This is a genomic window from Mesorhizobium sp. M0185 (assembly GCF_040322175.1).
Classification (GTDB): Bacteria; Pseudomonadota; Alphaproteobacteria; order Rhizobiales; family Rhizobiaceae; genus Mesorhizobium.
Window position 1 is genome coordinate 42,268 of record NZ_JAMYSY010000009.1, and the last position, 18,716, is coordinate 60,983.

At 63.7% G+C, this 18,716-nt stretch carries 20 protein-coding genes; 9 read left to right on the forward strand and 11 right to left on the reverse strand.

All coding sequences use genetic code 11. From position 1 onward, the window contains the following. Nucleotides 1-195 precede the first annotated feature (195 nt). Both NKJ20_RS09670 and NKJ20_RS09675 read left to right on the forward strand, forming a co-directional pair. Nucleotides 196-1,143: an aldo/keto reductase gene (locus tag NKJ20_RS09670; RefSeq protein WP_352743762.1), complete on the forward strand. Its 948-nt coding sequence runs from the start codon at nucleotides 196-198 to the stop codon at nucleotides 1,141-1,143. A gap of 78 nt (nucleotides 1,144-1,221) precedes the next feature. Then, nucleotides 1,222-1,842 (forward strand): LysE family translocator, encoded by a 621-nt coding sequence (locus NKJ20_RS09675; RefSeq protein WP_352743764.1) that lies wholly within the window; start codon nucleotides 1,222-1,224, stop codon nucleotides 1,840-1,842. A gap of 27 nt (nucleotides 1,843-1,869) precedes the next feature. Here NKJ20_RS09675 and NKJ20_RS09680 read toward each other — a convergent pair whose 3' ends face one another. Next, nucleotides 1,870-2,670, reverse strand: a complete 801-nt coding sequence (locus NKJ20_RS09680; protein ID WP_352452463.1) for a lysophospholipid acyltransferase family protein — start codon at nucleotides 2,668-2,670, stop codon at nucleotides 1,870-1,872. 107 nt (nucleotides 2,671-2,777) lie between these two features. Continuing rightward, the gene (locus NKJ20_RS09685) at nucleotides 2,778-3,686 is read right to left on the reverse strand and encodes a LysR family transcriptional regulator (protein WP_352743766.1); all 909 of its coding nucleotides are present in this window, start codon (nucleotides 3,684-3,686) and stop codon (nucleotides 2,778-2,780) included. 131 nt (nucleotides 3,687-3,817) lie between these two features. Between NKJ20_RS09685 and NKJ20_RS09690 the strand changes: the two genes are divergently transcribed. Then, nucleotides 3,818-4,438, forward strand: a complete 621-nt coding sequence (locus NKJ20_RS09690; protein WP_352743768.1) for a pyridoxamine 5'-phosphate oxidase family protein — start codon at nucleotides 3,818-3,820, stop codon at nucleotides 4,436-4,438. A 29-nt stretch (nucleotides 4,439-4,467) separates the two neighbouring features. Here the strand turns inward: NKJ20_RS09690 and NKJ20_RS09695 are convergent, their stop codons facing one another. From NKJ20_RS09695 to ftsE, 3 genes are all read right to left on the reverse strand, one after another. Next, nucleotides 4,468-5,058 (reverse strand): YdcF family protein, encoded by a 591-nt coding sequence (locus tag NKJ20_RS09695; protein ID WP_502898855.1) that lies wholly within the window; start codon nucleotides 5,056-5,058, stop codon nucleotides 4,468-4,470. 262 nt (nucleotides 5,059-5,320) lie between these two features. Beyond that, nucleotides 5,321-6,304, reverse strand: coding sequence for a cell division protein FtsX (locus NKJ20_RS09700; RefSeq protein WP_352743770.1), 984 nt, complete (start codon nucleotides 6,302-6,304; stop codon nucleotides 5,321-5,323). Then, nucleotides 6,297-6,956, reverse strand: a complete 660-nt coding sequence (gene ftsE, locus NKJ20_RS09705) for a cell division ATP-binding protein FtsE (protein ID WP_023677923.1) — start codon at nucleotides 6,954-6,956, stop codon at nucleotides 6,297-6,299. Before ftsE ends, NKJ20_RS09700 begins: the two co-directional genes overlap by 8 nt. A 236-nt stretch (nucleotides 6,957-7,192) precedes the next feature. Between ftsE and NKJ20_RS09710 the strand changes: the two genes are divergently transcribed. The 3 genes from NKJ20_RS09710 to NKJ20_RS09720 all read left to right on the forward strand — a co-directional run bounded on the left by NKJ20_RS09710 (nucleotide 7,193) and on the right by NKJ20_RS09720 (nucleotide 8,762). Continuing rightward, on the forward strand, nucleotides 7,193-7,483 hold the full coding sequence (locus NKJ20_RS09710) for a hypothetical protein (protein ID WP_352743772.1): 291 nt from the start codon (nucleotides 7,193-7,195) through the stop codon (nucleotides 7,481-7,483). Between the two features lie 185 nt (nucleotides 7,484-7,668). Beyond that, a complete protein-coding gene (gene hpt / locus NKJ20_RS09715) occupies nucleotides 7,669-8,211 on the forward strand; it encodes a hypoxanthine phosphoribosyltransferase (RefSeq protein ID WP_352743774.1) in 543 nt (180 codons plus the stop codon). 179 nt (nucleotides 8,212-8,390) lie between these two features. Continuing rightward, a complete protein-coding gene (locus NKJ20_RS09720; protein ID WP_352743775.1) occupies nucleotides 8,391-8,762 on the forward strand; it encodes a response regulator in 372 nt (123 codons plus the stop codon). 19 nt (nucleotides 8,763-8,781) lie between these two features. On the opposite strand, the gene NKJ20_RS09725 is transcribed toward NKJ20_RS09720, so the two are convergent. Further along, nucleotides 8,782-9,732, reverse strand: a complete 951-nt coding sequence (locus NKJ20_RS09725) for a DMT family transporter (protein ID WP_352743777.1) — start codon at nucleotides 9,730-9,732, stop codon at nucleotides 8,782-8,784. Nucleotides 9,733-9,955: 223 nt separating this feature from the next. On the opposite strand from NKJ20_RS09725, the gene NKJ20_RS09730 reads away from it, so the two are divergent. Then, complete coding sequence (locus NKJ20_RS09730; protein WP_023677927.1) at nucleotides 9,956-10,813, forward strand: LysR substrate-binding domain-containing protein; 858 nt, start codon at nucleotides 9,956-9,958, stop codon at nucleotides 10,811-10,813. 73 nt (nucleotides 10,814-10,886) lie between these two features. Here the strand turns inward: NKJ20_RS09730 and NKJ20_RS09735 are convergent, their stop codons facing one another. Then, complete coding sequence (locus NKJ20_RS09735) at nucleotides 10,887-13,502, reverse strand: TIGR02302 family protein (protein ID WP_352743779.1); 2,616 nt, start codon at nucleotides 13,500-13,502, stop codon at nucleotides 10,887-10,889. Between the two features lie 212 nt (nucleotides 13,503-13,714). Further along, nucleotides 13,715-14,656: a threonine/serine dehydratase gene (locus NKJ20_RS09740; RefSeq protein WP_352743781.1), complete on the reverse strand. Its 942-nt coding sequence runs from the start codon at nucleotides 14,654-14,656 to the stop codon at nucleotides 13,715-13,717. Between the two features lie 63 nt (nucleotides 14,657-14,719). Between NKJ20_RS09740 and NKJ20_RS09745 the strand changes: the two genes are divergently transcribed. After that, nucleotides 14,720-15,022: an ArsR/SmtB family transcription factor gene (locus tag NKJ20_RS09745; protein ID WP_352646661.1), complete on the forward strand. Its 303-nt coding sequence runs from the start codon at nucleotides 14,720-14,722 to the stop codon at nucleotides 15,020-15,022. A 10-nt stretch (nucleotides 15,023-15,032) separates the two neighbouring features. Here NKJ20_RS09745 and lysA read toward each other — a convergent pair whose 3' ends face one another. From lysA to argH, 3 genes are all read right to left on the reverse strand, one after another. Beyond that, the gene (gene lysA / locus NKJ20_RS09750) at nucleotides 15,033-16,301 is read right to left on the reverse strand and encodes a diaminopimelate decarboxylase (RefSeq protein ID WP_352743783.1); all 1,269 of its coding nucleotides are present in this window, start codon (nucleotides 16,299-16,301) and stop codon (nucleotides 15,033-15,035) included. Between the two features lie 15 nt (nucleotides 16,302-16,316). Then, the gene (locus NKJ20_RS09755; RefSeq protein ID WP_023677931.1) at nucleotides 16,317-16,523 is read right to left on the reverse strand and encodes a hypothetical protein; all 207 of its coding nucleotides are present in this window, start codon (nucleotides 16,521-16,523) and stop codon (nucleotides 16,317-16,319) included. Nucleotides 16,524-16,594: 71 nt separating this feature from the next. Further along, nucleotides 16,595-17,995: an argininosuccinate lyase gene (gene argH / locus NKJ20_RS09760; protein WP_023677932.1), complete on the reverse strand. Its 1,401-nt coding sequence runs from the start codon at nucleotides 17,993-17,995 to the stop codon at nucleotides 16,595-16,597. A gap of 35 nt (nucleotides 17,996-18,030) precedes the next feature. Between argH and tlpA the strand changes: the two genes are divergently transcribed. Further along, a complete protein-coding gene (gene tlpA / locus NKJ20_RS09765) occupies nucleotides 18,031-18,714 on the forward strand; it encodes a thiol:disulfide interchange protein TlpA (protein WP_023677933.1) in 684 nt (227 codons plus the stop codon). Nucleotides 18,715-18,716 lie beyond the last annotated feature (2 nt).

Below are 18,716 nucleotides of genomic sequence, written 5' to 3' on the forward strand. Positions count from 1 at the left end.
GTTTCCTCAGAGGGTACTGGTTTGGAAATTCGGGACAGCGTCTTGAAGCCCGACACGGCGCGGCGGGTCGCGGTTTTGTGAAGCGGCGGCGGGCTGGAAAAGAGGCTATGCGTTTGACGTTGCCACGGTGCGACATAGGTTAGCCCGGTCGGCGGCTCCCACCCGCCCCAGCATGAATCACCATGGAGATCAGCCTTGCAGAAACGTCGTCTCGGTCGCACCGACCTATCCATCGCGCCATTGGTTCTGGGCGGCAATGTGTTCGGCTGGACCGCCGATGAGAAAACCTCGTTCGACCTACTCGACCGCTTTGTCGACGCTGGCCTCAACGCCATCGACACGGCCGATTCCTATTCGCGCTGGATTCCCGGCCACGAGGGCGGCGAATCCGAAACCATTATCGGCAAATGGATGAAAAGCCGCGGCAACCGCGACAAGGTTGTCGTTGTCACCAAGGTCGGTTCGGATATGGGGCAGGGCAAGAGGGATCTGTCCGCCGCCTACATCGAAAAGGCCATCGACGCCTCGCTGAAGCGGCTGCAGGTCGATAGCGTCGATCTCTATCTGTCGCACTGGCCCGACCCGGCGACCCCTTATGAGGAAACGTTCGGCGCCTACCAGAAACTGCTCGACAAGGGCAAAATCCGTTATGCCGGCGCTTCCAACCTCGACGCCGCCCAGTTGCGGGCCGCACTTGACGTAGCAAGCCTGCGCGGTCTGCCGCGCTACGAGGTGCTGCAGCCGGAATACAATCTCTACGACCGCTCGTCCTTCGATGGTCCGCTGCGCGATCTGTGCGCGGCCGAGGACATCGGCGTCATCACCTATTTCAGCCTCGCCAAGGGGTTTCTGAGCGGCAAGTACCGGAGCGAAGCCGATCTCGGCAAAAGCCCGCGCGGCAGTGGTGTGAAAGGGTATCTCAACGCGCGCGGCATGCGCATTCTCTCAGCGCTCGACGCGGTGTCGGCCAGACATTCGGCCAAGCCGGCGGAAGTGGCGCTTGCCTGGGTCATGGCGCGGCCCGGCGTCACCGCTCCGATCGCCAGCGCGACGACGCTCGACCAGCTCGACAGCCTGGTGCGTGCCGCATCGTTGCAGCTCAGTCCGGACGATATCGTCGAGCTCGACAAGGCCAGCGCATAGCCGCGCACGATCGTTCAAGACCGGCGCCGCTGCCTTACCCTACCGTCCCTGCCTCGTCACAGGATGCAGGGACGCCGCATGGCCGGACAGGGTCTTCTCGATCAGCAGCTATGGGAGCGATTGCTGGCGCTTGTGCTGGCATCGGCCATCGTTATGGGCAGCCCAGGGCCGGCGACGATAAGTGTCACCGCGATCGGCGCCGCGTTCGGCCTGCGCGATTCGCTCCGTTATGCCTCGGGAATCGTTGTCGGGACGGTCCTCGTGCTTTTGGTCGTGGCGACGGGCATCATGGCCGTTCTCACCGCGCTGCCGAAGCTCGCAGCGCTGTTGGCGGTCGCGTCAGCAGCCTACATCCTCTATCTGGCGTTCAAGATTGCGACGCCGCCGCCACTGGCGGCACGCATTGGTGGGGCGGCGCTTCCCACTTTCCTGGGCGGGTTCCTTCTGGCCGTTGCCAATCCGAAAGCCTATGTGGCGATTGCCGCCGTGTTTGCCGGCGCGTCTTCCGGCGCCGGCGGTCTTGCTATTTCAGCCAAGCTGGCGGTCCTCGCCTTGATGATTGTTGCCATTCATCTCTTGTGGCTTCTCGCCGGCGCGGCTTTTGCACGTTTGCTGCGCAAACCGCTGGCGTCGCGGATCATCAATCTGGTGTTTGCCGTGACGCTGGTTGCAACAGCCGCCCTGGCTGCCTTGCCGTGAGCCTTTCTGGCATCCGCGGTGGGTGTCTCAGTCTTTCAATTCAGGTTTCGCGTCCAGCTCACCAAGCCGTTTCACCGCCGTCGGCGGCATCGGCGGCGGGTTCGGTGTCTGCGCCGCTTCGACGAGGAGCTGGTCGCAGGCGGCCTCCGTCTCGCCGATCAGCCGTTGCATGAATTCGTCCTTGCCGAGGCCGGGCGGGATCGGTGGCAGGAAGCGCGCCTTGATCGTGCCGGGATAGCGCAGGAATTTGCGGCGCGGCCAATAGAGGCCGGCGACGTGAGCGACCGGCACCACCGGAATGCCAAGTTGCGCGTAGAGTTCGACGATGCCGTATTTGTAGACCGGTTCGTCGCCCGGCGCGCGGCGGGTGCCCTCGGGATAGATGATCAGCTGGCGCGGATTGCGCGCCAATTCCTGTTTGGTCGCGGCGATCACCGTCTTCAATGCCTTCGAGCGGCTGCCGCGGTCGACAGGAATCATCCGCATCTTCAAAATGTACCAGCCGAAGAACGGGATCCAGGTCAGCTCCCGTTTCAATATGTAAACGGGATCGTCGAGATAAGGCAGGAAAGCGATCGTGTCCCAGAAGGACTGGTGCTTCGGCGCCAGGATGAAGGAGCCGTCAGGCAGGTTTTCCTGGCCGGTGATCTCACTTCTGGTGCCGGCGATCTTGTCGTAGAGCCACATGCTGGTGCGCGACCAGAATTTCGGCACGAACCAGGCGCGATGGCGTGGCGACAGGAAATAATACGGGGTCCAGAGGATCATCTGGACGATCAAATTGAGGTAGAAGGCGAGATTGAACGCCAGCGAGCGGAAATACAGCATACAGCAAGTGCCCGGTGAGGAGGTGTGCGTTGGTTACACCAAGCGCCGGCAAAAAGGAAACGCTGCGAGGCGGGCGATCGGCCCGGCCTTGCGATGGGCCGTCTTCGTCACGTTTGCCACGCCGCCTGCAGCAGGCGCTGTCTCAGGCGCGGGGCGGCGAAGTCGAGGAATGCGCGCAGCTTCACCGGCAGTAGCCCCTGGCCGGCATGGACGAGGCTCACCGGCCATGGGTCTGGCTCAAACTCTTGAAGCACCGGGCGCAGCCTACCCGACCGGACTGCGGCGGCGATCTGGTAGGAAAGCAGCCTCGTCACGCCGACGCCGGCAATCGCCGCATCGATCGCTGCCTCAGCCGTGTTGACCCGTAACCTGGAGCGGACCGGCACGCTGACTTCGGTCTTGCCGGTGGCGAAGCTCCAGGCTGCGGCGGTGAGCCCTTCAAAGGCGATTGCACTGTGTGCTGCAAGCTCCTGCGGCGTTTTCGGCGTGCCGTGCTCGGCGAGATAGGCCGGGCTCGCGCAAACGACGCGGCGGATCGAACCCAGGCGGGTGGCGATCAGGCTCGAATCGGCAAGCTCGCCGATGCGGACGGCGAGGTCGATGTGCTCTTCGACCAACTGGGTTATCCGGTCGGCGAGTGTCAGCCGCACACCTACCTCAGGATAGACGGAGAGGAAGCTGGTGATGACCGGCAGCACATGCAGGCGGCCGAAGACGATCGGCGCAGTGACGATCAGTTCGCCGGTCGGGGCGCTGTATTCGCCGGCGGCTATTCGCTCGGCCTCGCCGACCTCGTCGAGAATGCGACGACACGCGGCGAGATAGGCATGGCCCGCATCGGTCAGCGACAGCTGCCGCGCCGTGCGGTTCAACAGCCGTGTCTTCAGATGCCGCTCCAGGTCCGAAACCTTGCGGCTGACCGTCGTCAGCGGAATGCCGAAGCGGCGCCCGGCAGCCGAGAGGCTGCCTGTCTCCGCCGCGGCAACGAAAAGCGACATGGACTGGAGGCGATCCATAGCTCTCCCGAAAATTTGCCCTCCCGAAAAACGGAAGGATAGATTGCAGATATGGCATCTGCATCTCGAAGATGGAAGGACCTATTTCCTTACTAGCAATGCAGCGCAGCTCGGCGCTTGAGGAGGCTTCCATGAACGCTCACACCAGCGATGTTGCTTTCACCCCGACGGTGAAGGCGATTCAGGCGCGCAAGGGCTCGCGCCAGGCCTATGCCCGTGTCGAGGAGCGTGGCGGCTGGCAGGCGGTAATCACGCCCGATCTCGCCGCCTTCATCGAGGCGCAGACCAGCGTCTTTCTGTCGACCGCCAATGCGGACGGGCAGCCTTACATCCAGCATCGCGGCGGGCCTGCCGGTTTCCTCAAGGTGCTCGACGAACGGACGATCGGCTTTGCCGATTTTTCCGGCAACAGGCAGTTCATCACCCAGGGCAACCTCAGCGACAACCCACAGGCTTTCCTATTCCTGATCGATTATGCGCACCGGCAGCGCATCAAGATCTGGGGCAGGGCGCGCGTCGTCGAGGGCGATGCCGAGCTGACGGCAAAGCTGATGCCGCAAGACTATAAGGCGCGACCCGAGCAGGTTATCCTGTTTACGGTTTCGGCTTGGGATTCAAATTGCTCGCAGCACATCCCGCAGCGTTTCGAAGCTGCCGGCGTGGCGGCGGCGCTGGGCGAACGCGACAAGCGCATCGAACGGCTCGAACAGGAGATCGCACGCTTGCGATCAGATGCAGCAGCCAGGGAATAAGAGCTAGGGAATAAAAGTGCCGGTGCCGTTCAGTTTCCGCCCGCGGCGTCGGCCAGCGTGACGCCGTTGGGCGATTGCTTCACCGGCATGATGCCGCGCGCCAGCGCCAGCAGGTATTTGTTGTATTCGGTGAACAGCACGCGCAGCGCTTCCGGCTTGGTCAGCCAGCCGCCATTCTCGAGGTTGGTGTTGACCACCGGATAGGGCTCGAGCCTGGCGCCGTGCAGCAGCCGGCCCATTTCCAGCAAGCTACGCGGCATATGATAATTATTGGTGACGAGAATGACCGTGCCGTAGGCATGGTCCTCGACCCATTTGGCACTTTCCTCGGCATTGCCGATCGTGTCGAGCGCGGCGCGGTCGATGTCGACGCAGCAGGAAAACAGCCTCTTGTCGCCGCCGGTCGCGGCCTGAAGCTGGCGGCGGCTGGCGGAGGGATGGACGCCGCTGATCAGCAGCCGCTCGCCCTTGCCTAACGCAAGCAGGCCCATCGCAGCGTCGAGGCGCGACTGGCCGCCGGTCAGCACGATGATAGCGTCGGCCCTTGCCGGATTGGCGGGCGTAGTCAGGCGGCTGACGGTATTGGCGAACCAGCCGAAGCCGGCGACAAACAGCGCCATAAAGGCGAGCAGAAGGAGAGCCGAGATGCGCAAGGAGCGGGCTGCCAGCAGCCGCCCATGTTTGGCGAACTGATCCGGCTTGGCAAATTCATCAGGCTCGGCGAATACAGGCGGGCGCGCAACCAGCACTGGCATGCATCCAGCGGTATCGGTCGAGTCCCGAACGTCCATCATGAAATGGTTAATCCCGAAATACGGCCTTTGGTAGGAAAAAAATGCAATTTTCGTGACGATGCGTTTCCATCCGTGATCGATCTTTCCTTTAGCCGGCGTCCGGCTGGCGAATGTCGATGTCGCTGAGATAGGTAACCACGGTGAAATGGGAGGTTGCCGCCGTCAGCGCGCCGATCACCAGCACCATGACAGCGACCCCGAGATAACCCGCCGAGCCGATGGCGAAATTGCCGAACAGGGCGGTCGCCTGGTCGGCCTGCGGCGTTGCCATGTTGCGTGACGACCACCAGGAGAAGACGATGAAGACCAGGATCGCCGCGGCGCCGCCTGCCGCGGCGCCCTTCATGCCGGTGACCAGAAAATGCCGGCGGAATTCGCGCGCGATGAAGCGCGCCTCGGCGCCGACAAAATGCAGCACCTCGATGATGTGGCCATTGCCGGCCATGGCGCCGCGCGTTGCGAACACAACGGTCAGCACCGTCGCCGACAGCATCAGCGCCAGCACTGCGACACCGATCGTTACCGTGGTGCGGGCCATGGCAACCAGCCGGTCGACCCAGGTGCGATGATCGTCGAGCGAGGCACTCGGCAGCTTCGGCGTGATCGCCGCGCGCAGTGCGGCGAAATCGGGCGGACTATTCTCGTCGATGGTGATGATGATCAAGCGCGGCACCGGCAGCTCATCGATGTTCAGGCCCGAGCCCAGCCAAGGCTCGAGCAGCCGGGCCGTCGCTTCGTGGTCGACGATCCGGGCGCTTTTCACGCCAGGGAATTCGCCGGCGATCTGCGAGGCCAGCGCAAGTGCGGCCTCCATGTCGAGGCCGTCGACCGGCTTGATCTGGATTGTCGCTTCGCGCGAGATCTGGTTCTCCCAGACGGAGGCGGTGTCACGCACCAGCGTGACGGCGCCAAACGTCAGGCAGGACAGAAACGTCATGATGGCGATGACCAGCACCAGCGCCCGGCCGGCGATGTTCTGCGCCGGCACGATCGGCGCCATTTTGCGCTGGACGCGGGGCTTTGCCGCCGCGGCGTCCTGACCCTCGAAATGTTCGACGGAGAGCTCAGTCATAGATGTCCAGCCTTCCGCCGGCCAGGATCATTCGCCGTGCGTCGACCTGTTCCATCAGGCCGAGGTCGTGTGTGGCGATCACCACGGCGGTGCCCAGCCGGTTGAGCTCGATGAACAACCGCAGCAAGCGTCGTGCCAGCGGCGGGTCGACATTGCCGGTCGGCTCGTCGGCGAGGAGGATCTCGGGCTGCTCGATCAACGCCCGGGCGATGGCGGCGCGCTGCTTCTCGCCGCCAGACAGCACCGGCGGCAGCACATGCATGCGCTCGCCGAGGCCGACCCATTTCAGCAGCTCGGTGACGTCAGTGCGATAGGTCGCCTCCTCGCGGCCGCGCACGCGCAGCGGCAAGGCCACGTTCTCGTAGGTAGTCATATGGTCGAGCAGGCGAAAATCCTGGAACACCACGCCGATGCGACGTCTCAGATGCGGCAATTCGGTACGCGAGATGCGCGAGCGGTCCTTGCCGAAAATGGTGATCAGGCCGCGCGTCGGCTTCAGCGACATGAACAAAAGCCGCAGCAACGTCGTCTTGCCGGCGCCTGAAGGTCCGCTCAGGAACTGAAAGGAGCGCTCCGGAATGTGCAAGGAGATGTCGCGGAGAATCTCCGGACCCATGCCATAGCGGAGGCCGACATTTTCGAAGCGGATCACTTTCGACGACCTGAAATTCTCGGCGGCAAGATGCCAGCCCTTTCTGTGGAAAGACCATCGGCCGGCATGGTTAACCGACGGTTAATTTGGGGGCTTTTCGAGCGAGTCACAGGGGTTCCGGTGGGGAAGCGTTAACCATTTCCGTTTACCCAAAAGAAACGAAAAGCGAACAGGTGCGGTAGTGTTGGGCCATGATGGCTGAGGATCGAACCGCGCGCCCGGTTTCCGGCGAAATCATGACCGATCCGGCCGCCGAGCCGGAACGCATCATGCGCGACCTGACCGCCGAGGTTATCGATGCCGATTATGAGGTGCTGCCCCGCCATTTTACACGTCCAGACTTTGCGCCGCCGCCTGCGCGCATGATGTCCATGCCTTCGATCGAAGGCATGGACATGTTGCGCAAGCCCGAAACCGCCGTCGAACGGCCGTTGTGGGTGCATGGTGGGCCGATCTTCTGGATTGTCGGCGTCGGTGCCGCCTTTGCCGCCTTCTGGATTTCGGGCGGCCATGCGCTGGTTCGTTAGAGCGGCGCCAGAAAATCAACAGGTCACCAGATAAACGATCCGCTACGCGCTGCGGACACCCGACCGTTCGCGGGCGTCCTGCGAAAGATTTGGCCTTGCCAGCCGGCTCGACATGCCTAGAAACAGGTTGAAGACCGTTTCGGTCGGCTTCGCCTACAAGGCGATCATTTCTGGAAGGGCAGCCAATGCCAGTTGTGCGCGGCAAGGACATCGAAGTCCTGTTTTCGGCGTCCGCCATCGCGCGGCGGAACCTGGAACTTGCCAAGGAGATCGCCGGGCACGACTACCACGACCTTCTGGTAATCTCGGTGCTGAAGGGATCGTTCATCTTCGCCGCCGATCTTATCCGTGCCATGCACGATGTCGGCCTGTCGCCGGAGGTCGAGTTCATCTTCATCTCCAGCTATGGCGCCGGCATGACCAGCGGTGAGGTGAGGGTGCTGCGCGACATCGACAACGAGGTCGCCGGCCGCGATGTGCTTTTGATCGACGACATTCTGGAATCCGGCAAGACACTGAGTTTCACCCGCGACCTCATGCTGTCGCGCGGCGCGAGGAGCTGTGCCATCGCCGTGCTGCTCGACAAGCGCATGCGCCGCCAGACCACGCTCAACGCCGACTATGTCGGCTTTGACTGCCCCGATTATTTCGTCGTCGGTTATGGCATGGACGTCGCCCACGCGTTTCGCGAATTGCCGTTCGTCGGCATCGTCAAGGGCGACGCCTGAGGCCTTTTGATAGTTCTACTCCGGCGGCCACCTGTCGGTGCTCGCGGACTCGAACGTCCGCTCCGCTCCGGTTCTCGAAAACCACGCCATCTGACTCGGCGGAGCGAATTCTGAAAAGGCCTCATCGATCCTTGGCGCCTTCAGGAAACATCAACTTTTCCCCGCCAAATATGCTGCCCATGGCAAAGCTCCTGATCGTCGAGGACGATGAATCCGTCCGCACTCTCGCCGCTCGTGCGCTCGAACGTGCCGGGCATAATGTCACTGTTGCCGCCGACGGCGCATATGGCCTTTCTCTGATCCGGGCGGCGCAAGGGAGCTATGACCTTGTGCTGTCCGACATCCGCATGCCGGAGATGGACGGCATCAAGATGGCCAAGGCGGCAGCGGCGCTGTTCCCGGCGATGAAGATCATGCTGATGACCGGCTATGCCGACCAGCGCGAGCGCGCCGAGGAATTGGACGGCATTATTCTCGACGTCGTGCAAAAGCCGTTCACGCTGGCTGAAATCCGCGCCCGCGTCGAACAGGCGCTCGCCTGCTTCGCCTAAAGCCCAAGGCCGACCGCCTTCAGGCAGGGTCGCAGGTCGCCGTAATGGCTGGCGCGCCGCTCAGGCGCCGGCTGGCATTGAGGGCAAACAGGCCGGCGCCGATGATGAGGGCTGCGCCCGCCGCCGTCGCTGGTCGCGGCACTTCGGCAAAGAACAGAAAACCCCATAGCGGCGACCAGATGATACCGGTGTATTCGAAGGTGGCGACGCTGTTGGCGGGCGCCAGCCGGTAGGCCTGCGACAACAGGATCATGCCGGCCGAGGCAACGAAGCCGCATGCCCCCATCTTGAGGAGATCCGGCGTCGCCGGCCAGACCCATGGCCGGACGAGGAATTCGAGACTCGGATGCACGGCGTGGTCAATGCCTGCCAGCCAAAACAATGCCGCCACAAATGCGGCGCCGACCAGATAAGCGCCGTTCTGATAGAAAGCCATGACAGTCGAGGATTCGGTGTCGCCGATCTTGCGTGCCATCAGCTGCGAGAAACCGTAGAGCAGAGCCGAACCTAGCGACAGCAGCGCTGCCCAGTCGAACAAGCCGGCGCCCGGGCGCACCATCACCAGCACGCCGAGCATGCCGACCAGGACGGTGGCGAGCGCCTGCCAGGACACGCGTTCGCCGAGATAGGGGCCGGCCAACGCCATGATGAACAGCGGCGCCATGAAATAGAGCGCCACCGCGTCAGCCAGCGGCAGGGCGGCGATTGCCAGGTAGTAGGCCGTATAGGAGGTGAACTGGATGAAGGCGCGCATCGTCAGCATGCCGAACCGCTTCGACAGGATTGCCTGCAATCCGACATCGGCGTGGACAAGGAAAACCAGGATCGGCAGGGCGACGATCGAGCGGATCGCCATCACCTCGGTGACCGGATAGTGGCTCGACACCGCCTTGACCAGCGGGTCCTGCAGCGAAAAGACCAGCACGCCGAGACAGAGGCTGAGGATGCCGAGCACAAGCCGATTCTGCATAGGCGCTCCTGTCTCCCGCGTGCGCGGCCGAAAGCAGGCCTGCATCCGGGTAAAAAGAACCCGCCACCGTTTCGGGCAGCGGGTACGAGTGAGGACTTTTGATTGGTCCGCAGCCGATTTCGCGGCCGCATATCCAATGGGTAAGGCGACTATCGTCCGCCGTTTGACATGTTGCAAACGAATTGGAATGATGCCAGCAATCAGATTTTCTTATGGCGGGCACATGCGACCCAATCTCGACAGCGACCTGTTGCGCACCTTCGTGGCGGTCGCCGACACCGGCAATTTCACCAAAGCGGCGGAGCGGGCCGGCCGCACCCAGTCGGCGGTCTCGATGCAGATGAAGAGGCTCGAAGGCATGATCGGCGACAGCCTGTTCGAGCGCGGGTCGCGCGGTGTAGCGTTGACGCAGCGCGGCGGCGAACTCATCGCCAACGCCAGGCGCATCGTTTCACTGCTCGACGAGACGGCGGCATCGATGGTCGCGGCGCCGCTTGGCGGGCCGGTGCGCATCGGTATCCCGGAGGAATATGGCCACGCGATCCTGTCGCGGGCACTCGGCGCCTTTGCCAAGCGCCATCCTCAGGTCGACATCACCGTCCGCTACGCGCATTCCGGTGCGCAGATCGCGGCGCTCGCCGCCGGCGAGCTCGATCTGGCGGTGGTGTTCGAATGGCAGGATCTGTCAGGCGGTGAGGTGCTGATGCATGACCCGACCGTATGGGTGACGTCGGAGCTGCATCACATGCATGAGGAGCGGCCGGTGCCGATCGCGCTCTACAACCGTGCCGGTTGGTGCAAGGATTTCGCTATAAAGTCGCTGGAACAGCGCGGTCTCGCCTATCGTGTCGCCTACACCAGCGATACCAATGGCGGCCTGCGGCTCGCCGTCACCTCCGGGTTGGCGATTGCGCCGATCTCGCGCAGCAACATCCCGGCCGGCTGCCGCGAGCTTACGGCCGCCGACGGGTTCGGCGACATCGATTCCTCGAACGTGGTGCTGCGGCGCAATCCGAACGCTTCCGGCGAGGCCATCGACGGCATGGAAGAGGCGATCCGCGAGGCGTTCACCAACCGTTAAAACGTGCCGCTCAGTCCGGCGGTGGCGGCCTCCACGGACCGCACGGCGATCTTCCGAATATTGGGGGGCAGCCTTACTTCAGCTCCAGCAACCGCTCCAGATAGCTGCGCTCGATATCGGGGCTGAGCGCGTTGCCGAGCCGCTTGCGGATCGCTTCGAGGATCTGGCGGGCACGCTGCATGTCGATCTCGTCGGGCACTCTCACCGAACTTCCGTCGTCGGGACCCTCGCTGGTGCGGGGCCGCCCGAGCGGGTCACGGTCGGCATTCTGCTGGCGTCCGCCCTGGCCGTTGCCGCCCTGGTCGCCTTGCATCGCCTGCAGTTGCTTCATCATGTCCTTGGCGCCCCTGCGCAAGGCCTCCAATGCGCGGCCCTGGTGACCGACGGCCTGGTCGCCTTCGCCCTCGCCGAGCGCCTGTTCGGCATTGCCCATGGATTTGCCGGCCTCGCCAAACCCCTCATTGGGGTCGAGGCCCATGCCTTCGAGGCTCTTCCTCAATTGATCGAGCTCGCTCTGCAGCTTGCCCTGGCCTTCCTGCAATTGCTTCAGCGCGTCAGCAAATTCCTGCGGCGTCATCGGGTTCGGCCGGCCGAGCGGATCGCGGTCGTCACCCGGGCCGGGCTTGCCCTCTTCGCCCATCGGGCCTGGCTCACCGTTCTCGCCGAGCTGCTCGTCGCGGTTCTGCCCGCGCTGTTGCTGGCCGCGCTGCATCTGGTCCATACGGAAAGTGTCGTTCATCATCTCCTGCTGGCGCCGCATGATCTCGCCCAGCTTGTCCATCTGCTGGCGCATCTCGCTGTCTTGCTGGCCGCCTTGCTGCTGGCGGCCTGCCTGCAGATTGTTCATCATGTCCTGCAACTCGGACAGCAATTGCTGCGCCTGGTCGCGATTGCCGGATTTCGCCAGGTTCTCGATCTGGTCCATCATGCGGTCGATGTCGCTCTGGCGCAGTTCCTGGCCGTTCTGCTGCATCTGTGGCGCATTCGGATTCTGCTGCGCCCGCGCCGCGAATTCCTGCAGGAACTGATTCATCGCCTCGCGCAGTTCCTTCATCGCCTTCTCGATCTCTTGGTCGCTGGCGCCGTTCTTGATCGCGTCCTGCAGCGCCTGCTGCGCCTGGCGCAGCCGCTTCTCGGCCGCCGACAGATTGCCTTCCTCGATGCCGAGCGCGATCTCCCAGAGGTAAGCGACCTCGTCGCGCAACTGGTCGTCGCTGTCTGCCATCTTCAGCCGGGTGCGGGCGCTCATGATGGCGAGGTAGTGCGCCATGTTGTCGAACGTGTCTTCCGGCCTGAGCGTGATTGCATCCATCAGGTCGAGCACGCGGTCCTTGGCATAGGCGTCGAGCGCCAGTATGCGGCGCTGCTCGACCACAGCCCGCGCCAACGGGTTGGAGAATGGCCGCTCCGGCATCACCAGCGTCTTGGTTTCGCTGGTCGCCGTGTGTCCGGCACCGTCGGTGGCGACAAGCGACAGCTTGACGTTGCCACCTGCCCAGACATGGTCGGTCAGATCCTTCGTCGTCTTAGCGGCATTGGCCTTGCCGCCGCGGCGCGGCAACGTCAGCGGCATTTCCGGCGGGCCATAGAGCGGATGCGCGTTGGGCACTTGCGGATCGGCCAATGCGAAAACCGCCTTGGCGGAGGCCGCGCCATAGTCGTCGTCGATCTGGTAGTTGAGTTCGAAGGCGCCGTTGACGGCGCGCTTCGGCTCGCCGACAAAGCGGATCTGCGGCGGCTTGTCGGGAATTATGGCGAAGGCCCAGCGGCCGAGCTCGCCGTCGCTGGACTGCAGCGTCAGCGTGCCGTCGGCCGTTAACTTGCCGCTGAACTGGCGCACGGTGGAAGGCGTTGTCGGACTTGCCTCAGTCTTGGCGGCTTGCGGCCCGGTCGGATCGATGGCGCGGGTGTTGCCGTCGGTGTCGGCGTAGCTCAGCGTTTCCTCGCCCGAACCGCCGGTGACGCGCAGCGACACATCGCTGCCCTCCGGAACCGTGAAGGCCGGCGGCGCTTGAGTGGCGTTGTTGGCCAGGACCGGGGCGTTCAGGAATACCGGCGGCCTGCCGGTATAGGCCGGCGGCGTCACCCAGGCATCAATGCGCGGCGGCACGACGTCGCGGGCGGCACGGGCAACAAAACCGTCGCTCAGCCTGCCGCCCGATGGCCCGAAGGAGAAGGCAAAGGCAGTGACCAACAAAAGCGCGGCAACGGCGCGCAGCGCCCACGGGTCGCGTTCCGGCACGCGTGTGCGCGGCACGTCGCCGCCAAGCTCGCCCAGCCGGTCCGCCATGCGCCGCTGATGCTCGCGCCACAGGGCTTGCGAAAAAATGCTTTCCTTGCCGCTCGGGCGATCGGTCTGGACCTGCACCGGGCTGTGCAGCAATCGGTTGGCCGCCTCGATGCGGCGGTCGACCTCGGCACTGGATGGCGTGCGGAAGAAACGCAGTGGATAGAGTGCGGCAAGCGCTGCGACGCCGAATGCCGTGATAAGACCGATCCGCGCCAGATCGGGCAAAAATGGGAACAGGCCGAGCCACGAAATGCTGAGGAACAGGCTGGCGACGATGATCAGTGGCAGCAGCAATGGCCAGCCGCGTTCGACGATTATCGAGACCTGCGTCCCCAGCCGGCTCAAGGCAAGGCGCCTGGCCAGACTGCGATCGCTGGTGAAAATGGGTCGTTGTGTCATCGGCCCTTCCTGGCCGGGCGGGATAGCCCAGGCCTCACGAGTCTATCGCATGGGCCCGAAAAGTCGATTTTCGGGAAGCACGATGCGAAGACCTAAAATCTTAGCGCGTACTTCGTGCGTCCAAGCGGATGCACATCGCCCTAAGGATACCAACAAACACGGCGAAGGCGAGGCGGTTCCCCAAAACGTGAACAATAATGCCCCGGATATTGTCAGAATTTCGCCGGATTGGCGTTTGCGCCGCAGACCAGTACGGCAACGCGCTCGCCTGCAGCCGGTGCGTAGCGGCCGGACAGGAGCGCCGCGAAGGCGGCCGCACCGCCCGGCTCGGAGATGATTCGCACGCGGTCCCACAGCGCCGCCTGGGCGGCGATAATGTCGTCGTCGCCGACCAGGATCGAGCGCTCGACGAATGCCTCGGCGATAGGAAACATCATTTCGCCGACACGCTTTGGCGCGAGCGAATCGGCGGCGATGCCCTCAGCCGGCGCGTCGACGGGTCGGCCCGCCTCGAAGGCGCGATGAAGCGTCGGCGCACCCTCCGGCTCGACCGCGATGATCCTGATGCGGCCGGAAAACCAGGCAGCGATGCCGCCGATCAGCCCGCCGCCGCCGACGGCGACCAGCAGGGTGTCGAGCTTCGGCAGGTCGGCCTCGATCTCGAGGCCGAGCGTGCCTTGCCCGACCAGCGTCTCCTCCTGGTTGAAGGCGTGGATCTGCAGCGCGCCGGATTTTTCGGCGAAGCTCTCGCTGGCACCCAGCGCCTCGGCATAACGGGCGCCGCCGACGATCAGCTCGGCGCCGTAGCCGCGGATGCGGTCCAGCTTGGCCTGCGGGCTCACTTCGGGAACAAAGATGGTCGCCTTGTGGCCGAGCCGCATGGCGGCATAGGCGACGGCCGCACCGTGGTTGCCGCCCGATGCGGCGACGACGCCGGCCGCAGGAACCGGCCGTTCGAGGAGGTTGGTGAACGCACCACGTACCTTGAACGAGCCGGAATGCTGCAAGCACTCAAGCTTCAGGTCGACAGGCAGAGGCGGGCGGCCGAAATCTGCCATGTCGACGCGCAGCACCGGCGTGTGGCGCACGAAGGGCCGGATGCGGGGTTCTATCGCCGCAATGCGCTCGCGTGTGATCGTGTGGCCGTGCAGCATGCTTTCACTCCCAGAGTTGACATTCAGAGTTGACATAACTTAGTAACTTGGCAAAGTGCCTAAATGCAAGAGATCGATGTCTTCAAAGCAATCGCCAACGAGCGCAGGCTGCAGATCCTCGATTGGCTGAAGGACCCGCGAGCGCATTTTCCGTCGCAGACGGACGGCGATCTGGTCGAGGACGGCGTCTGCGCGCTGCTGATCGCGGAAAAGCTGGGGATCACCCAGGCAACGCTCAGCGAGCATATGCGCGTGCTCACCCAGGCAGGGCTTTTGCGCAGCAAGCGCATCAAGCAGTGGATATTCTATCGCCGGAATGAGGACAGAATCGCCGAGACCAGGGCGCTCATTCAGCACCGGCTGTAGCTGCAGAGTTCTACTCCAACCAGTCCGGCACCGAGTCCAGTCCGATCAGCTCGTCATAGGTCTGGCGCGGGCGCACAACGTGGAAGCGGTCGCCGTCGACCAGCACTTCCGGTACCAGCAGCCTGGTATTGTAGGTGCCGGCCTGAACGGCGCCATAGGCGCCGGCGGTGGAGACAGCGATCAGGTCGCCGGATTTCAGCCGGGGCAGGTCACGGTCGAGCCCGAGATAGTCGCCGGTCTCACAAACCGGGCCAACGACGTCGACCTTCATGCGTGGTGCAGCGGCCGGCTGCTGCGCCACCGGCCTGATGTCGTGGAAAGCGTCGTAAAGCGTCGGCCGGATCAGGTCGTTCATCGCGGCGTCTACGACGAGGAAGTTCTTGGCGTCGCCCTCCTTCACGAAGATCACCTGCGAGACCAGGATGCCGGCATTGCCGACGATCAGCCGGCCTGGCTCGAACGTCACTTTCAGCCCAAGTTTGGCAACATGCTTCCTGACGATCTGGGCATAGGCATCGGGCAAAGGCGGCGGGTTGTTGTCGACGCGGTAGGGAATGCCAAGGCCGCCGCCGACATCGATGTGCTCGATGGCATGACCGTCGGAGCGCAAGGCGCCGACCAGCTCCACCAGCAGCGCAAAGGCGTCGTCGAAGGGCTGCAATTCGGTGATCTGGCTGCCGATATGGGTGTCTATGCCGGTGACCTTGATGCCCGGCAGCTCAGCCGCGCGCGCATAGACCTTCCGCGCATGCTGCCACGGAATGCCGAACTTGTTCTCGGCCTTCCCAGTCGAAATCTTCTTGTGCGTCCTGGCGTCGACATCCGGATTGATGCGCAGCGAGATCGGCGCGATCTTGCCCAGCGCGGTGGCGCGGGCCGACAGCAGCTCCAGCTCCGGTTCGGATTCGACGTTGAAACAGAGAATGCCGGCCGAGAGCGCAAAATCCATTTCGCGAGCGGTCTTGCCGACGCCCGAAAACAGGATCTTGCTTGCCGGGATGCCGGCCGTCAAAGCGCGGCGCAATTCGCCCTCCGAGACCACGTCGGCGCCGGCGCCGAGCCTTGCCAGCACCCTCAGCACGGCCTGGTTGGAATTCGCCTTCATGGCATAGCAGACGAGAGCATCGAGCCCGGCAAAGGCCTCGGTGAAGACGCGAAAATGCCTGGTCAGCGTCGCCGTTGAATAACAGTAGAACGGCGTGCCGACGCTGGCGGCGATGTCTGATATCGCCACGTCCTCGGCATGCAGCGCGCCGTCGCGGTAGTCGAAATGGTTCACGAGATTGGTCCGAAATCAGAGCAGCGGGTCGAGGATGAATTTCTTGTCCTCGACAGGTTTTTCCGGCTCCGGCGGCAAAGGTTGCTTGGCCTTCTCGGCGTCCTTGCGGGCCTGCACGGCTGCCGCGTACGGCGTGTCGAGCGCAGCCTTCCTGCCGCAGGCCGCAACGGTGGCCATTGCCGCCAGCAGCGTCAGCGTCACCAAAATCCTGCTTCCGGTCATCGTGCCATCCGTCCGAAACTGTTGCCCGCAGCCGCTTCTAGCCGAGTTTTGCGGCCATTGCACCCCGCGTCTTACGCCTTGGCGAGCCGCTTTTTCCAGTAGCGGATCTGCTTGCGCACCTCGGACGGCGCGGTGCCGCCGAAGCTCGTGCGGCTCTTTACAGAATTCTGCACGGCAAGAACCGAAAACACGTCGGCGCTGATACCGGGGTGAATGGACTGCAGATCCTCCAGCGAAAGCCTGTCGAGCCCGATCTTCCTGTCCTCGGCCAGCGCCACCGCCCGGCCAGTGATATGGTGCGCCTCGCGGAACGGCAGGCCGAGCGTGCGCACCAGCCAGTCGGCGAGGTCGGTCGCAGTCGAATAGCCGGCGCCGGCCGCCTTTTTCATCGCAGCAGTGTTCACCGTCATGTCGCGCACCATGCCGGTCATTGCCGCCAGCATCAGGTCGAGCGTCTCGGCCGCGTCGAAGACGGATTCCTTGTCTTCCTGCATGTCCTTGCCATAGGTCAGCGGCATGCCCTTCATCACCGTCAGCAGGCCGACGAGATGGCCGGTGACGCGGCCGGTCTTGCCGCGCACCAGTTCGGCAGCGTCCGGGTTCTTCTTCTGCGGCATGATCGACGAACCCGTCGAGAAACTATCCGATAGCCTGACGAAGCCGAATTGCGGCGTCGACCAGATGATGATCTCTTCGGCCAGCCGCGACAGATGCGTCGCGCAGATCGCCGCCAAGCCCAGGAACTCGAGCGCGAAATCGCGGTCCGAAACACTGTCGAGCGAATTGCGCATCGGCTCGCGGAAGCCAAGCGCCTTCGCCGTCTGGTGCCGGTCGATGGAAAAGCTGGTGCCGGCAAGGGCGGCGGCGCCGAGCGGGCTTTCATCCATCCGCTCAATCGCATCGCGGACGCGCGACAGGTCGCGTGCAAACATCTCGACATAAGCCATGCAGTGGTGGCCGAAGGTCACCGGCTGCGCCGCCTGCATGTGGGTGAAGCCCGGCATCACCGTTGCCGCATGCTCCTCGGCCCGATCCAGGAACGCCGTGATCAGGCCCTTCAGCGCCTCGGCGACACGAAAGCATTCGTCCTTGACCCACAGCCTGAGGTCGACCGCCACCTGGTCGTTGCGCGAGCGGGCGGTATGCAGGCGGCCGGCGGCGGGGCCGATCAAATCGGCCAGACGGGCCTCGACATTCATGTGGATGTCTTCCAGCCTGGTCGAGAACTCGAAGGTGCCGGCCTCGATCTCTGCGAGGATCGTGTTCAGCCCGTGAGCGATTTTTTCTTGATCGGCCGCCGAAATAATGCCCGTTTGCGCCAGCATCTGGCTATGGGCGATCGAGCCGCGAATATCCTGCGCATAGAGTTTGCGGTCGAACGAGATCGACGCGTTGATCGCTTCCATGATTGCGGCCGGACCCGAGGCAAAACGTCCGCCCCACATCTGGTTGCTGGCCTTCTTGTCGTTCATCGCTATAACCCGTGCTCCGGAGCAGTTTTTCAAAAATGGCAGACGGCAATAGATTTTTCCCGGCTTTGCGTCTCATCCTCGCCGCTTTGGTTGCGGGCGTGCTGGCCGGCGCGGTCGCGGTATATGTCAGGGAAAGCAGTTCTGGCAACAAGGCGCCCGCGCAAGTGGCCGCCGGCGGCGGCAAGGACGACGTCGCCTGCGCCGCCAAGACCGACCGTGCCAAGAAGATCGCCGCCGCTGCCACCGGCCAGGTTGCCGCGCTTTTGCCGGCGGATCCGCCGCAATCGCTGAAAAGCCTTGCCTTCAACGGCCCCGACGGCAAGCCGACGACGATCGCCGATCATGCCGGCAAGACGGTGCTGCTCAATCTGTGGGCGACATGGTGCGCACCTTGCCGCGCCGAAATGCCGGCGCTCGATGCGCTGCAGAAGGAGATGGGCAGCGATGCGTTTCAGGTTGTTGCCGTCAACGTCGATGCCGGCGACGATGCCAAACCGAAGAAGTTCCTGGAGGACACCGGCGTCAAGTCGCTCGGCTACTATCGCGATGCCACGATGGCGCTGTTCAACGACGTCAAGACGCGCGGCCTGGCGCTCGGTCTGCCGGTCACCATGCTGATCGATGGGCAAGGCTGCCTGATCGCCCATATGAATGGCCCGGCCGAATGGTCGGGGCCGGATGCCAAGCGTCTGGTCGAGGCGGCGCTTCAGCCGGGATAGGC